Source organism: Paraburkholderia phenoliruptrix, from assembly GCF_902859825.1.
In the GTDB taxonomy this organism is placed as follows: Bacteria; Pseudomonadota; Gammaproteobacteria; order Burkholderiales; family Burkholderiaceae; genus Paraburkholderia; species Paraburkholderia phenoliruptrix.
Map to the genome: position 1 here is coordinate 36254 of NZ_CADIKB010000004.1, position 17240 is coordinate 53493.

The following is a 17240-nucleotide window of genomic DNA, read 5'->3' on the forward strand; positions in this document are numbered from 1 at the left end:
ACGATACGTGCGAACTCCGTTAACTGCGGGGAGGCAGGTAGACGCTCGCGAACGGCCGCTCGAAATCCAAGTTTAAATAACCCCCTTCGGGCTGACTGCTGCCGATACGTCCGTTAATTCGACCTCAGGAAGCAGCACCCGCACAGGATTGTGTGCTGCCAACCGCGACGCGGCCTAGCGCGTGCCAGAGGAAGTGTGACCTTCGCTCATGATCGGCGACCGATCCCGTCGATGACCCGATACGCCGCCCACCGCCCCCCGTCACGACGAAATCCACCCCCGCCCAATAGGCCACGCCAACACCTTCCTATACACCGCAACGAGCCCACGAGTCAGCGCCGCGCCGGACATCCCCCACAGCGGAGCAACCACCGCATATGCGACGCAAGCGACAACAACAGCGCCGGCCATATCCAACGGAAAATGCACGCCGATGAAGATGCGCGCCCACGCCACCGCAAACCCCGCCAGCAGCATCGCCAGCCCGTAGCGCCGCTCGCCTGCGAGCAGCAACGTCAACGCACCACTTGCCAACACGGTACCGTGGTCGCTCGGAAACGATGAATCCGGCGCGTGCTCGATAAACGTATGGCCCAAGCCGATCATGAACGGCCGCGGATGCATCCACCCAAGACCGATCAGCTGATTGATGCCGAGCGCCAGCAGCACCACGCAGCATACCCGCACGGCGGCGGCGCGTCGGTGCTCGCCGCCCGCGAGCCACAACGCGGCGAGCACGAGCGGCACGAGGTAAATCACGTCATCGGCGATAAAGCGCGCCGCGTCGATGAGCCAGACGGGCGTCGAGGGCGTCGCGTTGATCGACAGAAAGAGTGCGCGGTTCAGCGCTTCCAGTGCATTCATCGGTCTAGATCGCAGTGAAATGTGCCGATCTTAGCCATCGAAACTTATGAAATGCTTATGGCGCTACTCAAACGACGCAGACAGACGCGAGCAAGCCAACATGAGTTCAAGCATCAGGAATAGCAAACCAAGTGATGCTCTGCCGACCGCACGCCTGCTCGACGCTCCCGGAATAACTCGCCGCCGCAGCTCAAAGCCGCGCACGAATCCGGTGTGCTCGCGACTTCCGCACCAGGTTCAAAAACGCTTGCAGAATAGGGGAGTTGTCCCCACGACGATACAGACAGGTCAACTCTATTTCCCGCAACTGTGTCGATCTGAGCGGGCGGTACACAACCCCAGGCAGCCGAAGATTGACTGCCGATTCTGTCGTCACACAAATGCCGAAACGGCTCGCAACCAATGCGATGCACGTCACCACGTCCTCGACTTCCTGCTCAACACGCAGTTGCAGATTCTCGGCGCGAAACGCAGCGGCCACCTCTTGCGCGAGACCATGCACGGGTGCGTTGGGATAAAGAATCATCCGCTCGTTGTCGAGATCCCGCAGCGTGACCGTCTTCTTCGCGCACAGCCGATGTCCTTCATACAGAGCAACCAGAAACGGTTCTCTTAGAACCCATTCAACCGCGATGTCGGGCTCGTCGGGCACGAGACGATTAAAACCGATCGTAATGCGCCGCTCACGCAGCGCACTGATCTGCTCGGCCTTCGACATATTGTGCAAGCCAATCTTGACCTCGGGCCGTTCGGTATGGAATTCGGCGAGCAGCCGGGGAATGACGTTCAGAATCCCCGAACTGAAAATGCCGACATCGAGCCGTCCCAGGTAGCCTTGCCCGGCCAATTGAGCCTGTTCCTCCGCACGCCGGGCAAGAGCAAGAATGTTGGGCACCTCTTCCATCAACGCGCGGCCCGCCTCGGTCAGCTCGGCGCCCTTCGTGGTTCGGACGAACAGTTGCGTACCGAGTTCTTCTTCGAGTGCACGGATGTTGCGTGTGAGCGGCGGTTGCGCCATGTGCAGGCGTTCCGCCGCCCGTCCAAAGTTCGCCTCCTCCGCCAGCGCCATGAAATAGCGCATCTGCTTCAGGTCCATCTTTCCTCCAGGCAATGCGCAGGATCCGATACCGGCTCGGTATCAATATGAGTCTAAACGGTATTGGACCGTCATGGCTTGCATCGTACATCATGACGTCGCACATATCACGCCAGGAAACGAGTCATGCCAATCATCCACATCTCGATCATCGAGGGCCGCGACGCCAACGCCGTCAAGGCGTGCCTTAAGGCAATCGCCCGTAGCGTGCACGAGACCCTCCATGTGCCGCTGGAAAGCATTCGGGTCTATGCAAACGAGGTGCCCTCGACACACTGGGCAATAGGCGAGCGCACCAAGGACGAACTCAACACCGCCGCTCTGGAGAGCGTCAAATGACGCCGCTCCTTATCGAGGAAGCAGCGGCTGCGCTATCAACGGCGCAGCGCAGCGGCCAACACGTCCCGCCGTTGCGCGAAACGTATGGCCAACTAAGTATCAACGATGCCTACGCGATCCAACGCGTGAACACCGAGCGTCGCCAGGCCGAAGGCCGCCGCGTCGTCGGATGCAAAATCGGCCTCACGTCGGTCGCCGTGCAGAAGCAGCTCGGTGTGGACCAGCCCGACTTCGGAATCCTCTTCGACGATATGGGATATGGCGACGGTGAGCCAATTCCATCATCGATACTCACGCAACCCAAGATTGAATCCGAAGTCGCCTTTGTCATCGGACGTGACCTGGCGATGGACAACCCAACCCAGGTTGAGGTGCTCAACGCGATCGAGTACGCGTTGCCAGCGCTGGAGGTTGTCGGCAGCCGGATAGCGGACTGGAATATTCGCATCACCGACACGATTGCGGATAACGCGTCCTCGTCGGCGTACGTGCTCGGCACCATCCCTCGCAAATTGTCCGAATTCGACCTCCGCCTGTGCGGCATGGTGATGGAGCGTCGCGGCGAGCCCGTATCGGTCGGCGCAGGTGCCGCCTGTCTGGGAAATCCCGTCAATGCAGTTGTCTGGCTGGCCCGGACGATGGCATCGCTAGGCCAGCCCTTAAGAGCCGGAGACCTGGTGTTATCAGGCGCCTTGGGACCCATGGTCTCCGTCATCCCCGGGGACGTGTTCGAAACGCGGATCCACGGACTAGGGTCCGTGCGCGCCGTGTTCGAACCGCTATCAACAAACGAGGTGCACGCATGAGCAACATTGCCGAACTCGCCACGCTGCTCGACGACGCGGCACTCAACGCAACGGAGGTCACGCAGTTCGATCCCGAGGGCCGTCTGTCACTTGACGAGGCATACCGTATTCAAGCCGAATCGATCCGCCGCCGACTCGAACGCGGTGAACGCCGTGTCGGTGTGAAGATGGGTTTTACCAGCCGGGCCAAAATGGTTCAGATGGGGCTGTCCGATGTGATCTGGGGACGACTGACCGATGCAATGCAGATCGAGGAGGGAACGGCGATTAATCTTTCGCGCTTCGTTCATGCTCGCTGCGAACCGGAGCTCGCTTTCATACTAAAGCGGCCGCTCGAAGGGAACGCCACCGGACCTGAAGCTCTCGCGGCCGTGGAAGCGATCGCTCCTGCAATCGAGATCATCGATTCGCGCTACAAGAATTTCAAGTTCTCGTTGCCAGAAGTGATCGCAGATAACGCGTCCTCTAGCGGGTTTTTAATCGGCGCCTGGTGCGACCCGAAGATCCACTTTTCTAACCTCGGGCTGATAGTGTGCGTCGACGGGCGGGTCGTCCAGGTTGGATCCACGGCCGCGCTGCTGGGCCATCCTTTACGTTCGCTCGTTGCGGCCGCGCGTTTATCGGCGGCGGCTGGCGAGCCCCTTCAGGCCGGATGGGTTGTGATGGCGGGCGGTGCGACGCCAGCGGAGTGGATCAAGCCAGGGCAGTACATATCAGTCGATATAGAGCAGCTCGGCCGTGTGGGATTTCACGCCGCGGCGTAACCCCAAATCTCGGAGTGGATATGAACGAAAAGGTGAAAGTTGCGATCATCGGTCCCGGCAACATCGGGACAGACCTCATGATCAAGGTGATGCGCAACAGCCAGCACCTCGAAATGGCTGCGATGGTGGGTGTTGACCCGAAATCGGATGGACTCGCGCGCGCTCGAAGGATGGGCGTGGCGACGACAGCGCAGGGGATCGACGGGCTCTTGAAACTCGATGCATTCAAGAACATCGATATCGTCTTCGATGCCACGTCGGCCAGTGCGCACAAGCATCACAACGATGTGCTGCAAAAGCACGGCGTGCAGGTTATCGACCTGACGCCGGCTGCGGTTGGCCCCTATGTGATTCCGGCGATCAATCTCGAGACCGAAAATGCGTCCAACATGAACATGGTCACGTGCGGCGGCCAGGCGACGATTCCGATCGTTGCAGCCGTGTCGCGTGTCGCGAAGGTCCATTACGCCGAAATCATCGCCTCTATCTCGAGCAAATCTGCGGGGCCGGGCACGCGGGCAAACATCGACGAGTTCACTGAGACCACCCGCAGTGCAATCGAGACGCTGGGTGGAGCAACTCGCGGCAAGGCAATCATCGTGCTCAACCCGGCGGAGCCGCCATTGATCATGCGCGATACCGTGTTTGTATTGTCTGATCTGGTAGATGTTAGCGCCGTTGAGGATAGCGTCGCGCAGATGATTGCCAGCGTGCAGGCTTATGTTCCCGGTTATCGCCTGAAACAGAAGATTCAGTTCGACATTGTCTCGCCGGAAAAGCCGCTGAATGTGCCTGGTGTCGGCGCAAAGCACGGGCTGAAGACGTCGGTATTCCTTGAAGTAGAAGGTGCCGCCCATTACCTGCCCTCGTACGCGGGCAATCTCGACATCATGACCTCGGCCGCGCTCGCATGCGGCGACATGATGGCACGCCGACGCCTAGCTGCCGGCATCGTCCGAGGCCGGAAGGAGACTATTCAATGACATCGCCCGACAAGAAAATCTATATCTCCGACGTCACGTTGCGTGATGGCAGCCACGCAATCCGCCATCAATACAGCATTGCCGACGTCCGGGCTATCGCGAGGGCGCTCGATGAAGCCGGTGTCGACAGCATTGAGGTCGCGCACGGCGATGGCCTCGAAGGGTCGAGTTTCAACTATGGTTTTGGCGCGCACAGCGACGTCGAATGGATTGCTGCAGCGGCGCAGAGCGTCAAGACTGCGAAGATAGCGACGCTGCTGATTCCCGGTATTGGCACCATCCATGATCTTCGCAACGCATATGATGCGGGCGCACGCATCGTGCGCGTCGCCACGCACTGCACCGAAGCCGACGTGTCGCGCCAACACCTCGAATATGCTAGCGAACTCGGCATGGATCCCGTCGGTTTCCTGATGATGAGCCACATGACGACGCCGCAGAAACTTGCGCAGCAGGCGAAACTGATGGAGAGCTACGGCGCGACCTGTGTCTATGTCGTGGATTCGGGCGGCGCCCTTGGCATGGCGGACATCCGGGATCGTTTCCGCGCTTTCAAGGACATGTTGGACCCGCAGACCCAGACCGGCATGCACGCACACCATAACCTGAGCCTTGGCGTTGCAAACTCGCTGGTCGCCGTCGAAGAAGGTTGCGATCGCATCGACGCCAGTCTCGCCGGAATGGGTGCAGGTGCAGGAAACGCACCGCTTGAAGTGTTCATCGCCGCGGCGCAACGTCAGGGCTGGAATCATGGTTGCGACCTGTACCGCCTGATGGATGCAGCAGACGATCTGGTGCGCCCGTTGCAGGATCGTCCAGTGCGCGTTGACCGGGAGACACTGGCGCTCGGCTATGCCGGCGTGTATTCCAGCTTCTTGCGGCATGCCGAGCTTTCTGCAAGCAAGTATGGTTTAAAAACAGTCGATATCCTCGTAGAACTCGGCCGGCGCAAGATGGTCGGCGGCCAGGAAGACATGATCGTCGACGTGGCTCTGGATCTTTTGAGCCGCGGCGGACAGGAGCGTGATGGAAGCGCGTCACATACTGCATAGAATCCGACGCATCCCGGCCCGCTAGCGCAAAAGACAAGGTGTAGACACATTCATTGATAAATCCAGACAAACCATGGAGGTAGACATGCAGGACTACTCATTAAAGAAAAGCCTGAAACAACGACACATCACGATGATCGCGCTCGGCGGCGTCATCGGAGCGGGCCTGTTCGTCGGCTCCGGATCCATTATCGCAACCGCCGGCCCCGCGGCGATTCTGTCGTATCTGATCGGTGGCATCATGGTGACGCTGGTCATGTTCATGCTCGGCGAAATGGCTTCCCGCAATCCCGACAGCGGCTCGTTCTCCACGTATGCGAGCAGCTATCTCGGCGAATGGGCCGGCTTCGCGGTCGGCTGGCTTTACTGGTTCAAATCGATGATTACGATTACCGTCGAGGCGATCCTGCTCGGCGTGATCCTTCACGATTTCCTGCCATGGCTACCGGTCCCGGCTGGCGCGCTGTTTATGCTGGCCGCGCTGATCGCGAGCAACGCGTACTCGGTGCGCGCGTTCGGCGAAGCCGAGTACTGGCTGTCGTTCGCGAAGGTGGCAACGATCATCGTGTTCATGGCGCTCGGCGCCTCGATCCTGTTCGGCCTCCAGCCGCGCATCCCCGCGCCCGGGCTCGTGAACCTGACGGACCATGGCGGCTTTATGCCGAACGGCATTTCGCCCGTGATCGCCGGCGTGATGGTCGTGATTTTCTCGCTTGGCGGCAGCGAAATCGCGGCAGTGGCCGCAGGCGAATCCGAGAACCCGGGTAAGAACGTGATCCGCGCTATCAAGAGTGTGATTCTGCGCGTGATGGTGTTCTACGTCGGCTCGGTATCGATCTTGATCCTGTGCATGCCGTGGACCGACAAGGCCAACCTGAAGTCGCCGTATGTATCGCTGTTCAGCATGGCGGGCTTCACCGGCGCGGCCGTCGCGTTGAAGGTCGTGCTCTTCGTGTCGTTCATGTCGGTGATGAACTCGTTCCTGTACTCCAATTCGCGCATGCTGTTCTCGCTGAGCCAGCGCGGCCATGCGCCCGCGATGTTCGGTCGCACCAACTCGAAAGGCGTGCCGATGAACGCGCTCGCGCTGTGCCTTGCGATTTGCGTGTCGATCCTCGGCATTCACTTCGTGAGCGGCGGCGACCTGTTCCTGACGCTCGCGAAGAGCAGCGGCGCGTTCGTTATGATCGTGTGGATCTTCATTATCGTCGCGCACTTCGCGATGCGCCGGCAGACGAAGCATGAGCAACGCGACCCGAGCGCGTTCCGTGCGTGGTTCTATCCCGTGTCGAACTGGGTCGCGCTGCTTGCGCTCGCCGCCGTACTCGGGTCGCAGGCATTCAACCCCGAATCGCGCTTTCAGTTCTGGTTTGCAGTATCCACGGCGCTTGCGATCGTCGCGTCGTACTTCGTGCGGCGCAGGCATCCGTCGTTCGGGCAAACGTCCGGCGCGAAGCTGCGCTGACGACGCGGACCGGGATGTGCATTCGGTCGAACAGCACGATCTTAGCCGTCGAAACTTATTAAATGCTTAGGACGCCACTTGTACGCTCGCCTGCCGGGAGGTCAATCCTCGCGTTGAACGCGCCGCTTGTGGAGGAGGCCGCGGCGGCTGCGGAGAGCTTGCGGCATCAGTCGCAGGAATGGGAGGAGGTGGTTCGGGTGTTCAGGATGGGGTAGGGCGTGGGGGCCGAGCGTCGACGATCAGCACCTTCTGCATTGTGATAGCAGACGCCGGACACAGGCCCCGGAATTGGCTGGATGCCAGCAGAGGCGGAGGCACTTCGTTGCGCGCAACGGGGGCAAAGCCTTGACCAGCAAAATAGTGCTCTGCCGTTGTCGTTAGCAATGCTACCGATCGAACCGCCCGCGTTCGGCACGCTGCCAACAAATGGGCGATGATGGTTTCGCCGAGGCCGCGACCACGGGCGTCCCGTGCCACAACGATCGAGCGCATGAGAGCGAACTCGGCGTAATATTCAACGCCGCCACACGCGATGGTCCCAGATGGACCCACTCCTACGACGAAATGGGGCAGGTGCTCCGCAACGCCGGCCGTAGGCAATTCGTTGGCTTTGAGCAATGCCTCTATCGCGGCGAGGTCGGTTGCGACTGCTGATCGAAGATGCATGATGCGGGTCCTGGTGTGCCAGTGACTCTCAACAGCCGGAACAATTTCTGCAGGCGATTGATGTCAGACACGCGAAACAGCGCAGGGTCCACCTGCGGGAGGTCAGGAGCGAGATCGGACACGTTTGCCCTCTGTGATTGATTCCATATTCGTCAGGCGCATTCGTACCAGTCCTTTGAGCGGTTCACTATGCGCACCACGAGCAGCATGACGGGCACCTCGATCAGCACGCCCACGACCGTCGCGAGCGCGGCCCCCGAGTTGAAGCCGAACAGGCCGATTGCAGTGGCGACGGCCAGTTCGAAGAAGTTCGACGCACCGATCAGCGCCGACGGACAGGCAATGTTGTGCTTTTCGCCGACCGCGCGATTGAGCCCGTAGGCAAGCGCCGAATTGAAGAACACCTGGATCAGGATCGGCACGGCGAGCATCACGATGACGAGCGGCTGCTTCAGGATGGCCTCGCCCTGAAACGCAAAGAGCAGCACCAGCGTCGCCAGTAAAGCGGTGATGGACCACGGGCCGATCTTCGCCATCGCGGCTTCGAACGCCGCTTGCCCCCTGACGAGCAGCGCCTTGCGCAGAACCTGGGCGAGGATCACCGGAATCACGATGTAGAGCACGACGGACGTGAGCAGCGTCGCCCACGGCACCGTAATCGCCGAGATGCCGAGCAGCAGGCCGACGAGCGGCGCAAAGGCGACCACCATGATGCTGTCGTTCAGCGCGACCTGCGAAAGTGTGAACAGCGGATCGCCACCGGTCAGCCGGCTCCAGACAAAGACCATCGCCGTGCAGGGCGCGGCGGCAAGCAGGATCAGACCCGCGACGTAACTGTCGAGTTGCTCTGCAGGCAACATCGGCGCGAACATGTGCTTGATGAAGATCCATGCGAGCAGCGCCATCGAGAACGGTTTGACCAGCCAGTTCACAACGAGCGTGACGCCGATGCCCTTGACGTGCTGGCGCACTTCATGGAGCGAGCCGAAGTCGACCTTGACGAGCATCGGGATGATCATCACCCAGATCAGCAGGCCGACCGGCAGATTGACATGCGCATATTCCAACCGGCCGATCGTCTGGAACACACCGGGCAGGACCTGCCCAAGCAGAATGCCTGCGACGATGCACAGCGCGACCCAGACGGTCAGGTATCGCTCAAAGAAGCTGATGGCCGGTTTTGCGGCCGGCGTTCCCGAAGCGGCAACATTGGGGGTGTTCATTGTGTGACTCGACGGGAAGGGTTCAGCTTTGAAGGATGTCGTTCAGCGCCTGCTGCAACTCGGCGTTGTCCAGACTTTCGAGGGGAAGTGCCAGCAGTTGCAGCATGCGGTAGCCAATCGCTTCGCGCGTGAGGTTGAAGGCGTGCCGCTTGCCTTCATCGCCGCCCGGCACGTTCGACGGATCGGCATAGCCCCAGTGAATCTTGACAGGGCTTCCCGGCCAGAACGGGCACTGTTCGGCCGCTGCGCTGTCGCAGACCGTGATGACGATGCGCATGTGCGGTGCGCCATCCTGCGCGAATTCATCCCAGCTCTTGCTGCGATAGCCTTGCATATCGATACCTGCGTTCGTCAGCGCTTCAAGTGCGAACGGATTGATGCGCCCGCTCGGGGCGCTGCCGGCGCTATACGCGCGGACGTCCTTGCCGAGCTTCTTCGCCCAGTGGTTCAGCATGCCCTCGGAAAGCACACTGCGTGCAGAATTGTGTGTGCACAGAATGAGTACGTTCGTGGTCATGGCGTTATATCGTCAACGTGGAGTAGACGTGGACGTGAAGCCCCTTCATGGTGGTTCTCCGTCAACATTTGCACGAGTCCGCGCCTGGCTGGAGGCAAGGTTGTCCCTGGCAGCAGTTTTCGGTCAGAAAGCCAAGCACCGCACTCATCTGGTCGTAGGCGGCCCGATAGATCAGGCTCCGCCCGTCGCGCTCCTGCGTGACGAGCCCCGCGTGCATCAACTCCTTCAGGTGAAAGGAGAGCGTCGCGTTGGGAACGCCGAGTTGCTCCGCCATGGCGCCCGGCGTCAAGCCGCTCGGACCAGCGACGACCAGCATGCGGAACACACGCAGGCGTAGCTCGTGGGCGAGCGCCGCAAGTGCGCGGATAACGTCTTTATTTTCCATATTTCCAATATATTCGAAATATTGTGCGAAAGCAAATCGCTGCGGCAGCTAAAGCACACCAACCCGCCCAGCTTCTCGAAGGCTCGCTATGGATGACCTCCTAGGCCTCAGCGATGCTCACGGCGCCAGCGCCGCCACCACGCCCCACGCGCGATCGAACCCGCTAGCGCCCCGGACTCACCCCGTACATCCGCCTGAAGGCAAGGCTGAACGCCGTTGCCGACTCATAGCCTATTTGCCGCGCAATGGCGGCGAGCGGTTCGTCCCCTGCCTTCAGTGCGCAGGTGATGCTCAACAGCTGGGAGATCCTCGGACAGTTCATGTACCCGCCCGCAGCCTATCGCCGCAACGGTCCGGGAGAGGGTTTTCAACGCTGAGAACCCGCTCGACACAACTTACGGCCGTTAGCCTGCGCGAAGCGGCACCGGAGGTGCAGCGACTCGGACCGGTATTGGCCTTCCCCCGGACGTATCTTCAAGCCGTGGCGGACCGCCTTTTCGTCTCGGCGAGGTAGGCCAGTCCGAGGCTCTCGAGCGCCTGCGCCTGAACCGATGCCGCTTGAGCGTTGACGGCATCCGCGCCGAATGACTGCCCCACGACCCAACGTGCAGGGCGCGTACCGTTTGCCTGCTCGACTAGCTGCACGATTGCATCGGCCACATCGTGCGGATTCGGCGCGTGGTCGCTCGCGAACAGCGCCATTAACGTCTGTACCATCTTGTCCGGAATCGCACCGGCTTCACCGTAGCCAGGCGCACGCGCGGCGTCGGCGGGCCACTGCGCGCTGACGAAGATATTCGTTGGATAGTGACTGGGTTGAACGAGGACGACGTCGATGCCCAACGTCGATAACTCATAACGGTAGCTGTCGGTTAAAGCTTCAATGGCGAACTTCGATGCGCCATAGAGACCGAAGAACGGAAACGTCACGCGGCCGAGTATCGAGCCGATGTTCACGACCAGGCCTTCACCCTGTTTCCTGAAGGCCGGCAATACCGCTCTCAAGGTTCGCTGGATGCCGAATACATTCACGTCGAAGAGTGCCTGTACCTGCCTTGTCGTGAATGCCTCGGAAACGCCAGCTGACCCGATACCTGCGTTGTTGATCAGAACATCGAGACGACCCGCATTTTGCAGTACTAAGGCTACGCCGCGTTCGACGGACGCATCGTCCGTCACGTCGAGTTCGATGACATGCAGGCCTCCCGCCCTGAGGGTATCGGCATGAGGCTGGTTTCGGCCGGCGCTGTCGCGCATCGACGCGAAGACCCGGTGCCCGGCGCGTGCGAGCGTCTGTGCAGTGTCGCGGCCGAAGCCGCTGCTGGCGCCGGTTATCAGAATATTTTTAGGCATGCTGTGGATTACCTTGCACACGCCGATCCCCTGGTCGCGCGATTCGAGCGATGGGCTCGCGAGAACCTTTCCGTGGGTTTTTCGCTTCAGAGCGCGGCAGCCGCATTAGCCGTCGGACCGCGCACGCTGCAGCGCCGTACGGAGGGGGTACTGGGCAAGTCGCCATTGGCGTTCTTCCAGGATCTGCGCATCGAGCGGGCGCAGAGTCTCGTCTCCATGGGTTACGACCTGGAGAAAATCGCAAGCGAGGTGGGCTACGCGGATTCCGCGACGTTGCGAGCCTTGCTGCGTCGCAGGCTCGGCCGTGGCGTGCGGGAGCTGCGCGCGAGCAATCGGTAGCGTCCGCGGCACGGATCGGCATTTCTCGCCGACGTGGAGAGACGCAGCGTCGAGGACCGTCGCTGCGTCGGCACCGGCGCGGTCCTGCGCTGCGATGCACTAGCGCGTGCGGGCTCGCTCCTGGTTGCCCGTCAGTTCGACGATGAAGTCAAGAAACGCCCGGGTCTTTGCCGGTACGTGATGCCGGGATGGGTAGTAGGCGTATAAGGGGTACCGCTCGTCGGTCCACTCGGGAAAGAGATTGATCAGCCGGCCGTCGGCAATCAGGTGCTCGGCGCCGAGCAGCAGCATCTGCGCAATTCCGGAACCGGCGAGACACGCGTTGAGCAGGGCGCCCGGATCGTTTACCGTGAGGCGCCCCCGAGTGTCGACCACAAGGCGTTTGCGCCTGCGATGGAATTCCCACTGGAACGGCTTGCCGGTCTCCGGGTTGCGAAATTCGAGGCATCGGTGGCTTCGGCTTTCGAGGTCCTCGGGTTTTGCTGGCCGTCCACGGCGCGCGACGTACGAGGGCGCCGCGACCGTCACAATCGGGGTATCGAGCAGCTTTCTCGCGATCAGCGTCGACGCCTGCGGTTCGCCGAATCGCACGGCGAGGTCGAAGCCATCCATGACGAGGTCGCCCAAACTGTCTCGCGCGATGAACTCGATGTCGAGTTCGGGATGCGCATCCATGAACGCATCGAGTGGTTGCCCGAGAATGGTCCGGTAGACGACAGGGTCCAGATTGATTCTCAGCTTTCCGCGCACCGCGGAGGCGCCACCTGCCGCGGCCGCGGCCGCTTCCTCCAGTCCCGCGAGGTGGGGCATGACCTGCTCGTAAAAGCGGCGGCCCTCTTCAGTCAGCGAGACGGAGCGCGTGGTTCGGTTGAAGAGCCGGATGTTCAGCCTTTTTTCCAGCCGCGCAATCGCCCGGCTGACGCCCGGCGGCGTCATGCCTATCACTTCCGAGGCGGCCGCGAACGTCCCGGCATCCACCACGGCGGCGAACACGCTGATGCTGCCGGACAGCTTCTCGCTACTGGATCTCATGGTGGTTCCAGTGAATAGGGGTGGCCAATCGCGAGCGGCCACTGAAGGCCGGCGCGCCGACGGCACCCGGTGCAGCAATGCGTGCCGTCCGCGTCGATCATGCCGAATTGGTGACTCGTTGTCACTTATCTAATGCCATCCATGTTGTTTTGTTTCGTTCGGTGTTTGCCCAGAATGCGAACGACGTATTCACACCTGGAGGATGAGCAATGTATGCAATAACAGGAATCACCGGCAAGGTCGGCGGCGCGCTGGCCCGCCAGCTGCTGGCAGCAGGTCAGCCGGTGCGCGCAGTCGCGCGCGACGCGACGCGGGCCGGATCGTGGGCGGAGCGCGGTTGCGAGATCGCGACGGCTCGCATGGAAGACCCTTCATCGCTCGCCGACGCGTTTGCAGGCGCGACGGGCGTTTTTATCCTGCTGCCTCCGGAGTTCGATCCGCAGCTCGGGTATCCGGAAGCACGCAAGGTGATCGAAGCCGTCTCCGCAGCGCTTATGAAGGCGCTCCCCGAAAGGGTCGTTTGCCTGTCGACAATCGGCGCGCAGGCTAAAGAGCCCAATCTGCTCACGCAACTCACGCTGATGGAGCAGGCGCTGCGCGAGATGCCGATGCCGGTGACGTTCCTGCGACCTGGCTGGTTCATGGAGAACGCCGCGTGGGACGTCGCGTCCGCGCGCGACAACGGCGTCGTCGCCAGTTACCTCCAGCCGCTCGACAAGCCCGTGCCGATGGTCGCCACCGCGGACGTCGGCCGCGTCGCGGCAGAACTACTCCAGCAGACATGGCACGGTGTGCGCACCGTCGAGCTCGAAGGCCCCCGCCGGGTGAGTCCGAACGACCTCGCGTCGGCCTTCGCCCGCGTGTTGAGCCGTGAGGTACGCGCGGAAGCGGTCGACAGGCGAACCTGGGAGGCGCTGTTCCGCGCGCAGGGCATGAAGCATCCGTTACCGCGCATGCGCATGCTGGACGGCTTCAACGAAGGCTGGATCGATTTCGAGAGTTCTCCTGACGAAATCTTGCACGGCCACGTCGCATTGGAGACGGTTCTGGGCGAACTTGTGTCGCGTACGGTCTGAACCCATTCGGCGGGCGACGCGTGGCGCGAGCGCGCGACGCTCCGCCTGCGCAGCGGGCTCCACGCCAAACGAAGGGCGGCATTCCACCTCGGGAGGAATGTCGCAATTGTCGCCATTAATGTCATTTCTGACTATGGCGCACGGCCCCGCCGCGAGTCTAGACTGCGAGGCATTCCAACTGGGCGCTCGGCGCGTTCGCTGCGTGGTCTACGTCGCAGGCATTCCCGTCGTTCCGCCGCCCCTTTGCGTCTTACCGGTTTGCCTACTCCAGAGGTCACCATGAAATCGACTCCCGGCAATATCCTCGACACGATCGGCAACACGTCGCTCGTCCCTTTGCGAAACGTGGTCCCGAAGAACGGCGCGCGCGTTTTCGTCAAGCTCGAAAGTCAGAATTCGACTGGCAGCATGAAAGACCGGATCGCGCTCGAGATGATCGAAGCGCCCGAACGCGACGGGCGTCTGAAGCCCGGCGGCGCAGTGGTCGAATACACCGGCGGCAGCACAGGCGTGTCGCTCGCACTGGTGTGCGCGGTCAAGCGGCATCCGCTGCATCTGGTTTCATCGGATGCGTTCTCGGAGGAGAAACTGGACCACATGCGCCTGCTTGGCGCGAAGCTGACGATCGTCCCCAGCGACAACGGCAAGCAGACCGAAAAGCTGACCAAGGACATGATTCGCGAAGCGCATCGGATTGCCGCAGAGATGGGCGCCTACATTACTGCGCAGATGGAAAACACCGATCAACTCAACGCCTATACGAAGATGGCCGACGAGATCTGGGAGCAGACCGGCGGCCGTCTCGACGGCTTCGTTCAGAGCGTCGGCACGGCCGCGTCGCTGCGCGCGACTTCGCGGCGCTTGCGCGAGCACGATGCACGCATTCGGATCACCGGGGTCGAGCCGGCAGAATCCGCGGTGCTGTCGGGTGGCCCGACTGGGGCGCACAAGATAGACGGGATCGGCGCGGGCTATGTCGTGCCGCTCTGGCACGACGGCATCGCCGACGAACTCGAGCGTGTCTCGACGGACGATGCGAGAGCTATGGCGTTCCGGCTGGCCGCTGAGGAGGGGCTCCTCTGCGGAACCTCGACGGGAGCCAACGTAACCGGCGCATTGCGACTCGCGGAACGGCTGGGCCCCGACGCCACCATCGTGACGATCATGTGCGACACAGGCATGAAGTATCTGAAGTCGTTCGCGCAGACCCTGGGGTGATGGCTTCCTTGATGTAATGAAGCCCCAGCAGCCGTTGTCATCCTTCTGGTCGATGTCGAGCGCGGCGCCGCGTCTGTAGAGTGGGTGCATGTGCCGCCGTTCAATGAGCGGCGCATGTTCAGCCTTCGTCCCACAGGAGCCGCTTCGTCATGACTTCCCAACCCACCTTCATTCAAGTCGGCGCGCTCGCCGACGGCTTTGCGCCCAATAGTCACATTCTTGCGCCCGTCGGCGATCTCGAAGGACGCACATTGGTGTTGACCTTCGCAGACGGAGGCGTCGACACGCTGCATTTCGACACCGCGCAATCGGTGGAAGTCGAACGTGTCCTGCCGGGGGCCGCGCGGCCGGCACAACCGCGCGAGCGGCACGCGTGCCGCGTGACCTCGGTGCGCGCAGGCATCTACTTCGTGGATTACATCGGCGCCGACGAGCCGCTCGTGGATGGGGAAGGCGAGGCGCGAGCGTCCAGCACCAGCTATGTGCTCGACCTGAACAAACAACTCTGCACGGTGGTCGTGGGTGTGCTGCCGGGCGAAAAGGAAACGCGGATCGACGCATTCACGCGCATCGAGCGCGGAATGGAACTGACGGGCGTGCAGGCGCAGATACGCCACGGCCGGATCGGTGCCGAGGCTGGCGCCCAGGGCGCCGCGCTCCATGAGCCGACGACGGAATTGATCGGCATGCGTAACCTGTATATCTACAGCGCGACCGAGCGCTACGAGCACATCTATCTGAACGAGAACTTCTACGCGTGGCAATGTCTGTCCGGCGTGGAGGCGGGGCTCGGTGATGTCGACCGTTGCCACACAATCGGTATCGACACCGCGCTGTATCTGTTCATCTGGCGCGAGAAGATCGTGCCGACGCTCGGCGTGGTGATGATCGACCTCGATCGCATGAAGACCGACGGCAAGATTTTCGGCTATCACGGCGACCGCTTCGACGCTCTTTCCAATTTCCCGGTCGGTGCGCACGCCCGGGTGCTCAACGTCACGCGGCATCCCGAATGAACATGTCGTCCTGACGGCGGGCAAGGGGCACCGGTACGCGCGCCGGCCCGCGAAGAGCGCGACAACGCGAGGCGATATGTTGGCGAAGGGCAGGGGATTTGCCGATTTGGGCTCACGGCCTCGAGGCGTCGGTCATTACTATCGATCGGCAAAGCCTCGACTGGCCTCGATTGGCTCATGAAGGAGACGTCATGATCTGTGACCGCGGTATCCGTCCTCGCCCCGTTCGGCAGCACGCAAAGCACGACGATCATGCGCTTGAAGCCGCGGTGGCCACACTCGCCAGACTCGTGCGGCCCGGCGCGACTGTGTTCTACCGGATCGGCAGCGATCGCGAGCCATCGGGATTCGAACTGTTCGGCCTGGCAGAGGGCATGCATCGCACTTACCTGCAGCGCTATTGCCCGCTGGACCCGTTACATCCGTCGCGCTGTGTCCAACAGCAAGCCAGCGTGCTCACGCTCGCCGGTGAACTGCCCGAGACGCTGCGCGCCCGGTCGGTCTACTGGCAGCGCTTCTTGCGACCTCACCAGGTGGTCGACGTGATGGAAGTCCTCTTGCGAGCCGACGGCCACGTCGTCGGCGCATTTTCGCTGCTGCGCTTCGCGCCGCAGGCGCCCTTTTCCCGGACGGAGGTGGAAAGCGCGAACGCGCTTGCGCCGTTGCTCGAAGTCGCACTGGCGTCCAGGCTGCGCCGCGAACCTGCGCTGCGTTTCTCCCAGGCCGGACCGGAGGCGGCGAACCGTGCGGCGCGGCTTACGCACCGCGAGGAACAGGTCGCGCGGCTGGTGCGCAACGGGCTCTCCAACAAGCAGATTGCCCGCGATCTGGCGCTCGCCCAGCCCACGGTCAAGACCCACCTGTTGCGCATGTTCCGCAAATTCGGCGTATCGAGTCGCACCGAACTGGTCGGTGTGCTGTTCCACTGAGGAATCCGCATCTGCCGATTTGCGCTAACGCGCGTCGCGCCGGTTCTTTACAGTCGGGGGCAGCGCTCGGCGTCCGATCCGCGAACGCCGCGAGCCGACATACACCGGGCACGCCAT

General features: G+C 61.9%; 17 protein-coding genes and 3 pseudogenes. 11 read left to right on the forward strand and 9 right to left on the reverse strand.

Annotated elements, in window-relative coordinates; genetic code table 11:
- Positions 1-261: 261 nt before the first annotated feature.
- Positions 262-864: a phosphatase PAP2 family protein gene (locus tag HV711_RS06460; protein WP_035480565.1), complete on the reverse strand. Its 603-nt coding sequence runs from the start codon at positions 862-864 to the stop codon at positions 262-264.
- A gap of 190 nt (positions 865-1054) precedes the next feature.
- Positions 1055-1960 carry a LysR family transcriptional regulator gene (locus HV711_RS06465; RefSeq protein ID WP_035480563.1) on the reverse strand — a complete coding sequence of 302 codons (906 nt, stop codon included), beginning with the start codon at positions 1958-1960 and terminating at the stop codon, positions 1055-1057.
- 120 nt (positions 1961-2080) lie between these two features.
- Here HV711_RS06465 and HV711_RS06470 point away from each other — a divergent pair.
- From HV711_RS06470 to HV711_RS06495, 6 genes and pseudogenes are all read left to right on the forward strand, one after another.
- Positions 2081-2299: pseudogene (locus HV711_RS06470) on the forward strand (tautomerase family protein); the annotation flags it as partial.
- Positions 2296-3105, forward strand: a complete 810-nt coding sequence (mhpD, locus tag HV711_RS06475; RefSeq protein WP_035480561.1) for a 2-keto-4-pentenoate hydratase — start codon at positions 2296-2298, stop codon at positions 3103-3105. The pseudogene HV711_RS06470 and the gene mhpD, both read left to right, overlap by 4 nt.
- Positions 3102-3869, forward strand: coding sequence for a 2-keto-4-pentenoate hydratase (locus HV711_RS06480; protein WP_035480559.1), 768 nt, complete (start codon positions 3102-3104; stop codon positions 3867-3869). The genes mhpD and HV711_RS06480 overlap by 4 nt, the downstream gene beginning before the upstream one ends.
- A gap of 20 nt (positions 3870-3889) precedes the next feature.
- Positions 3890-4852 carry an acetaldehyde dehydrogenase (acetylating) gene (locus tag HV711_RS06485; RefSeq protein ID WP_035480557.1) on the forward strand — a complete coding sequence of 321 codons (963 nt, stop codon included), beginning with the start codon at positions 3890-3892 and terminating at the stop codon, positions 4850-4852.
- On the forward strand, positions 4849-5904 hold the full coding sequence (gene dmpG, locus HV711_RS06490; protein ID WP_035480555.1) for a 4-hydroxy-2-oxovalerate aldolase: 1056 nt from the start codon (positions 4849-4851) through the stop codon (positions 5902-5904). The genes HV711_RS06485 and dmpG overlap by 4 nt, the downstream gene beginning before the upstream one ends.
- An 85-nt stretch (positions 5905-5989) precedes the next feature.
- The gene (locus HV711_RS06495) at positions 5990-7369 is read left to right on the forward strand and encodes an amino acid permease (RefSeq protein WP_035480553.1); all 1380 of its coding nucleotides are present in this window, start codon (positions 5990-5992) and stop codon (positions 7367-7369) included.
- A gap of 201 nt (positions 7370-7570) precedes the next feature.
- Here the strand turns inward: HV711_RS06495 and arsN2 are convergent, their stop codons facing one another.
- From arsN2 to HV711_RS06525, 6 genes and pseudogenes are all read right to left on the reverse strand, one after another.
- Entirely contained in the window at positions 7571-8035 is a 465-nt protein-coding gene (arsN2, locus tag HV711_RS06500) for an arsenic resistance N-acetyltransferase ArsN2 (protein WP_082201453.1), read from the reverse strand.
- A 152-nt stretch (positions 8036-8187) separates the two neighbouring features.
- Entirely contained in the window at positions 8188-9258 is a 1071-nt protein-coding gene (arsB, locus tag HV711_RS06505; protein WP_035480552.1) for an ACR3 family arsenite efflux transporter, read from the reverse strand.
- A gap of 22 nt (positions 9259-9280) precedes the next feature.
- Positions 9281-9775: an arsenate reductase ArsC gene (locus HV711_RS06510; RefSeq protein WP_035480550.1), complete on the reverse strand. Its 495-nt coding sequence runs from the start codon at positions 9773-9775 to the stop codon at positions 9281-9283.
- A gap of 61 nt (positions 9776-9836) precedes the next feature.
- On the reverse strand, positions 9837-10160 hold the full coding sequence (locus HV711_RS06515; RefSeq protein ID WP_028360441.1) for an ArsR/SmtB family transcription factor: 324 nt from the start codon (positions 10158-10160) through the stop codon (positions 9837-9839).
- Between the two features lie 100 nt (positions 10161-10260).
- A pseudogene (locus tag HV711_RS06520) lies at positions 10261-10455 on the reverse strand (helix-turn-helix domain-containing protein); the annotation flags it as partial.
- A 179-nt stretch (positions 10456-10634) separates the two neighbouring features.
- A complete protein-coding gene (locus HV711_RS06525; RefSeq protein ID WP_051224142.1) occupies positions 10635-11513 on the reverse strand; it encodes an SDR family oxidoreductase in 879 nt (292 codons plus the stop codon).
- 6 nt (positions 11514-11519) lie between these two features.
- Here HV711_RS06525 and HV711_RS06530 point away from each other — a divergent pair.
- A pseudogene (locus HV711_RS06530) lies at positions 11520-11852 on the forward strand (helix-turn-helix domain-containing protein); the annotation flags it as partial.
- Between the two features lie 99 nt (positions 11853-11951).
- Here HV711_RS06530 and HV711_RS06535 read toward each other — a convergent pair.
- Positions 11952-12884: a LysR family transcriptional regulator gene (locus HV711_RS06535; protein ID WP_035480542.1), complete on the reverse strand. Its 933-nt coding sequence runs from the start codon at positions 12882-12884 to the stop codon at positions 11952-11954.
- 209 nt (positions 12885-13093) lie between these two features.
- Between HV711_RS06535 and HV711_RS06540 the strand changes: the two genes are divergently transcribed.
- The 4 genes from HV711_RS06540 (at position 13094) to HV711_RS06555 (ending at position 17123) form a co-directional block, all read left to right on the forward strand.
- Positions 13094-13960, forward strand: coding sequence for an NmrA family NAD(P)-binding protein (locus HV711_RS06540; protein WP_035480540.1), 867 nt, complete (start codon positions 13094-13096; stop codon positions 13958-13960).
- Positions 13961-14239: 279 nt separating this feature from the next.
- Positions 14240-15178 (forward strand): PLP-dependent cysteine synthase family protein, encoded by a 939-nt coding sequence (locus HV711_RS06545; RefSeq protein ID WP_035480538.1) that lies wholly within the window; start codon positions 14240-14242, stop codon positions 15176-15178.
- Positions 15179-15327: 149 nt separating this feature from the next.
- Positions 15328-16194, forward strand: a complete 867-nt coding sequence (locus HV711_RS06550; protein ID WP_035480536.1) for a MoaF C-terminal domain-containing protein — start codon at positions 15328-15330, stop codon at positions 16192-16194.
- Positions 16195-16385: 191 nt separating this feature from the next.
- Positions 16386-17123, forward strand: a complete 738-nt coding sequence (locus HV711_RS06555; RefSeq protein ID WP_035480534.1) for a helix-turn-helix transcriptional regulator — start codon at positions 16386-16388, stop codon at positions 17121-17123.
- Positions 17124-17240: the final 117 nt, after the last annotated feature.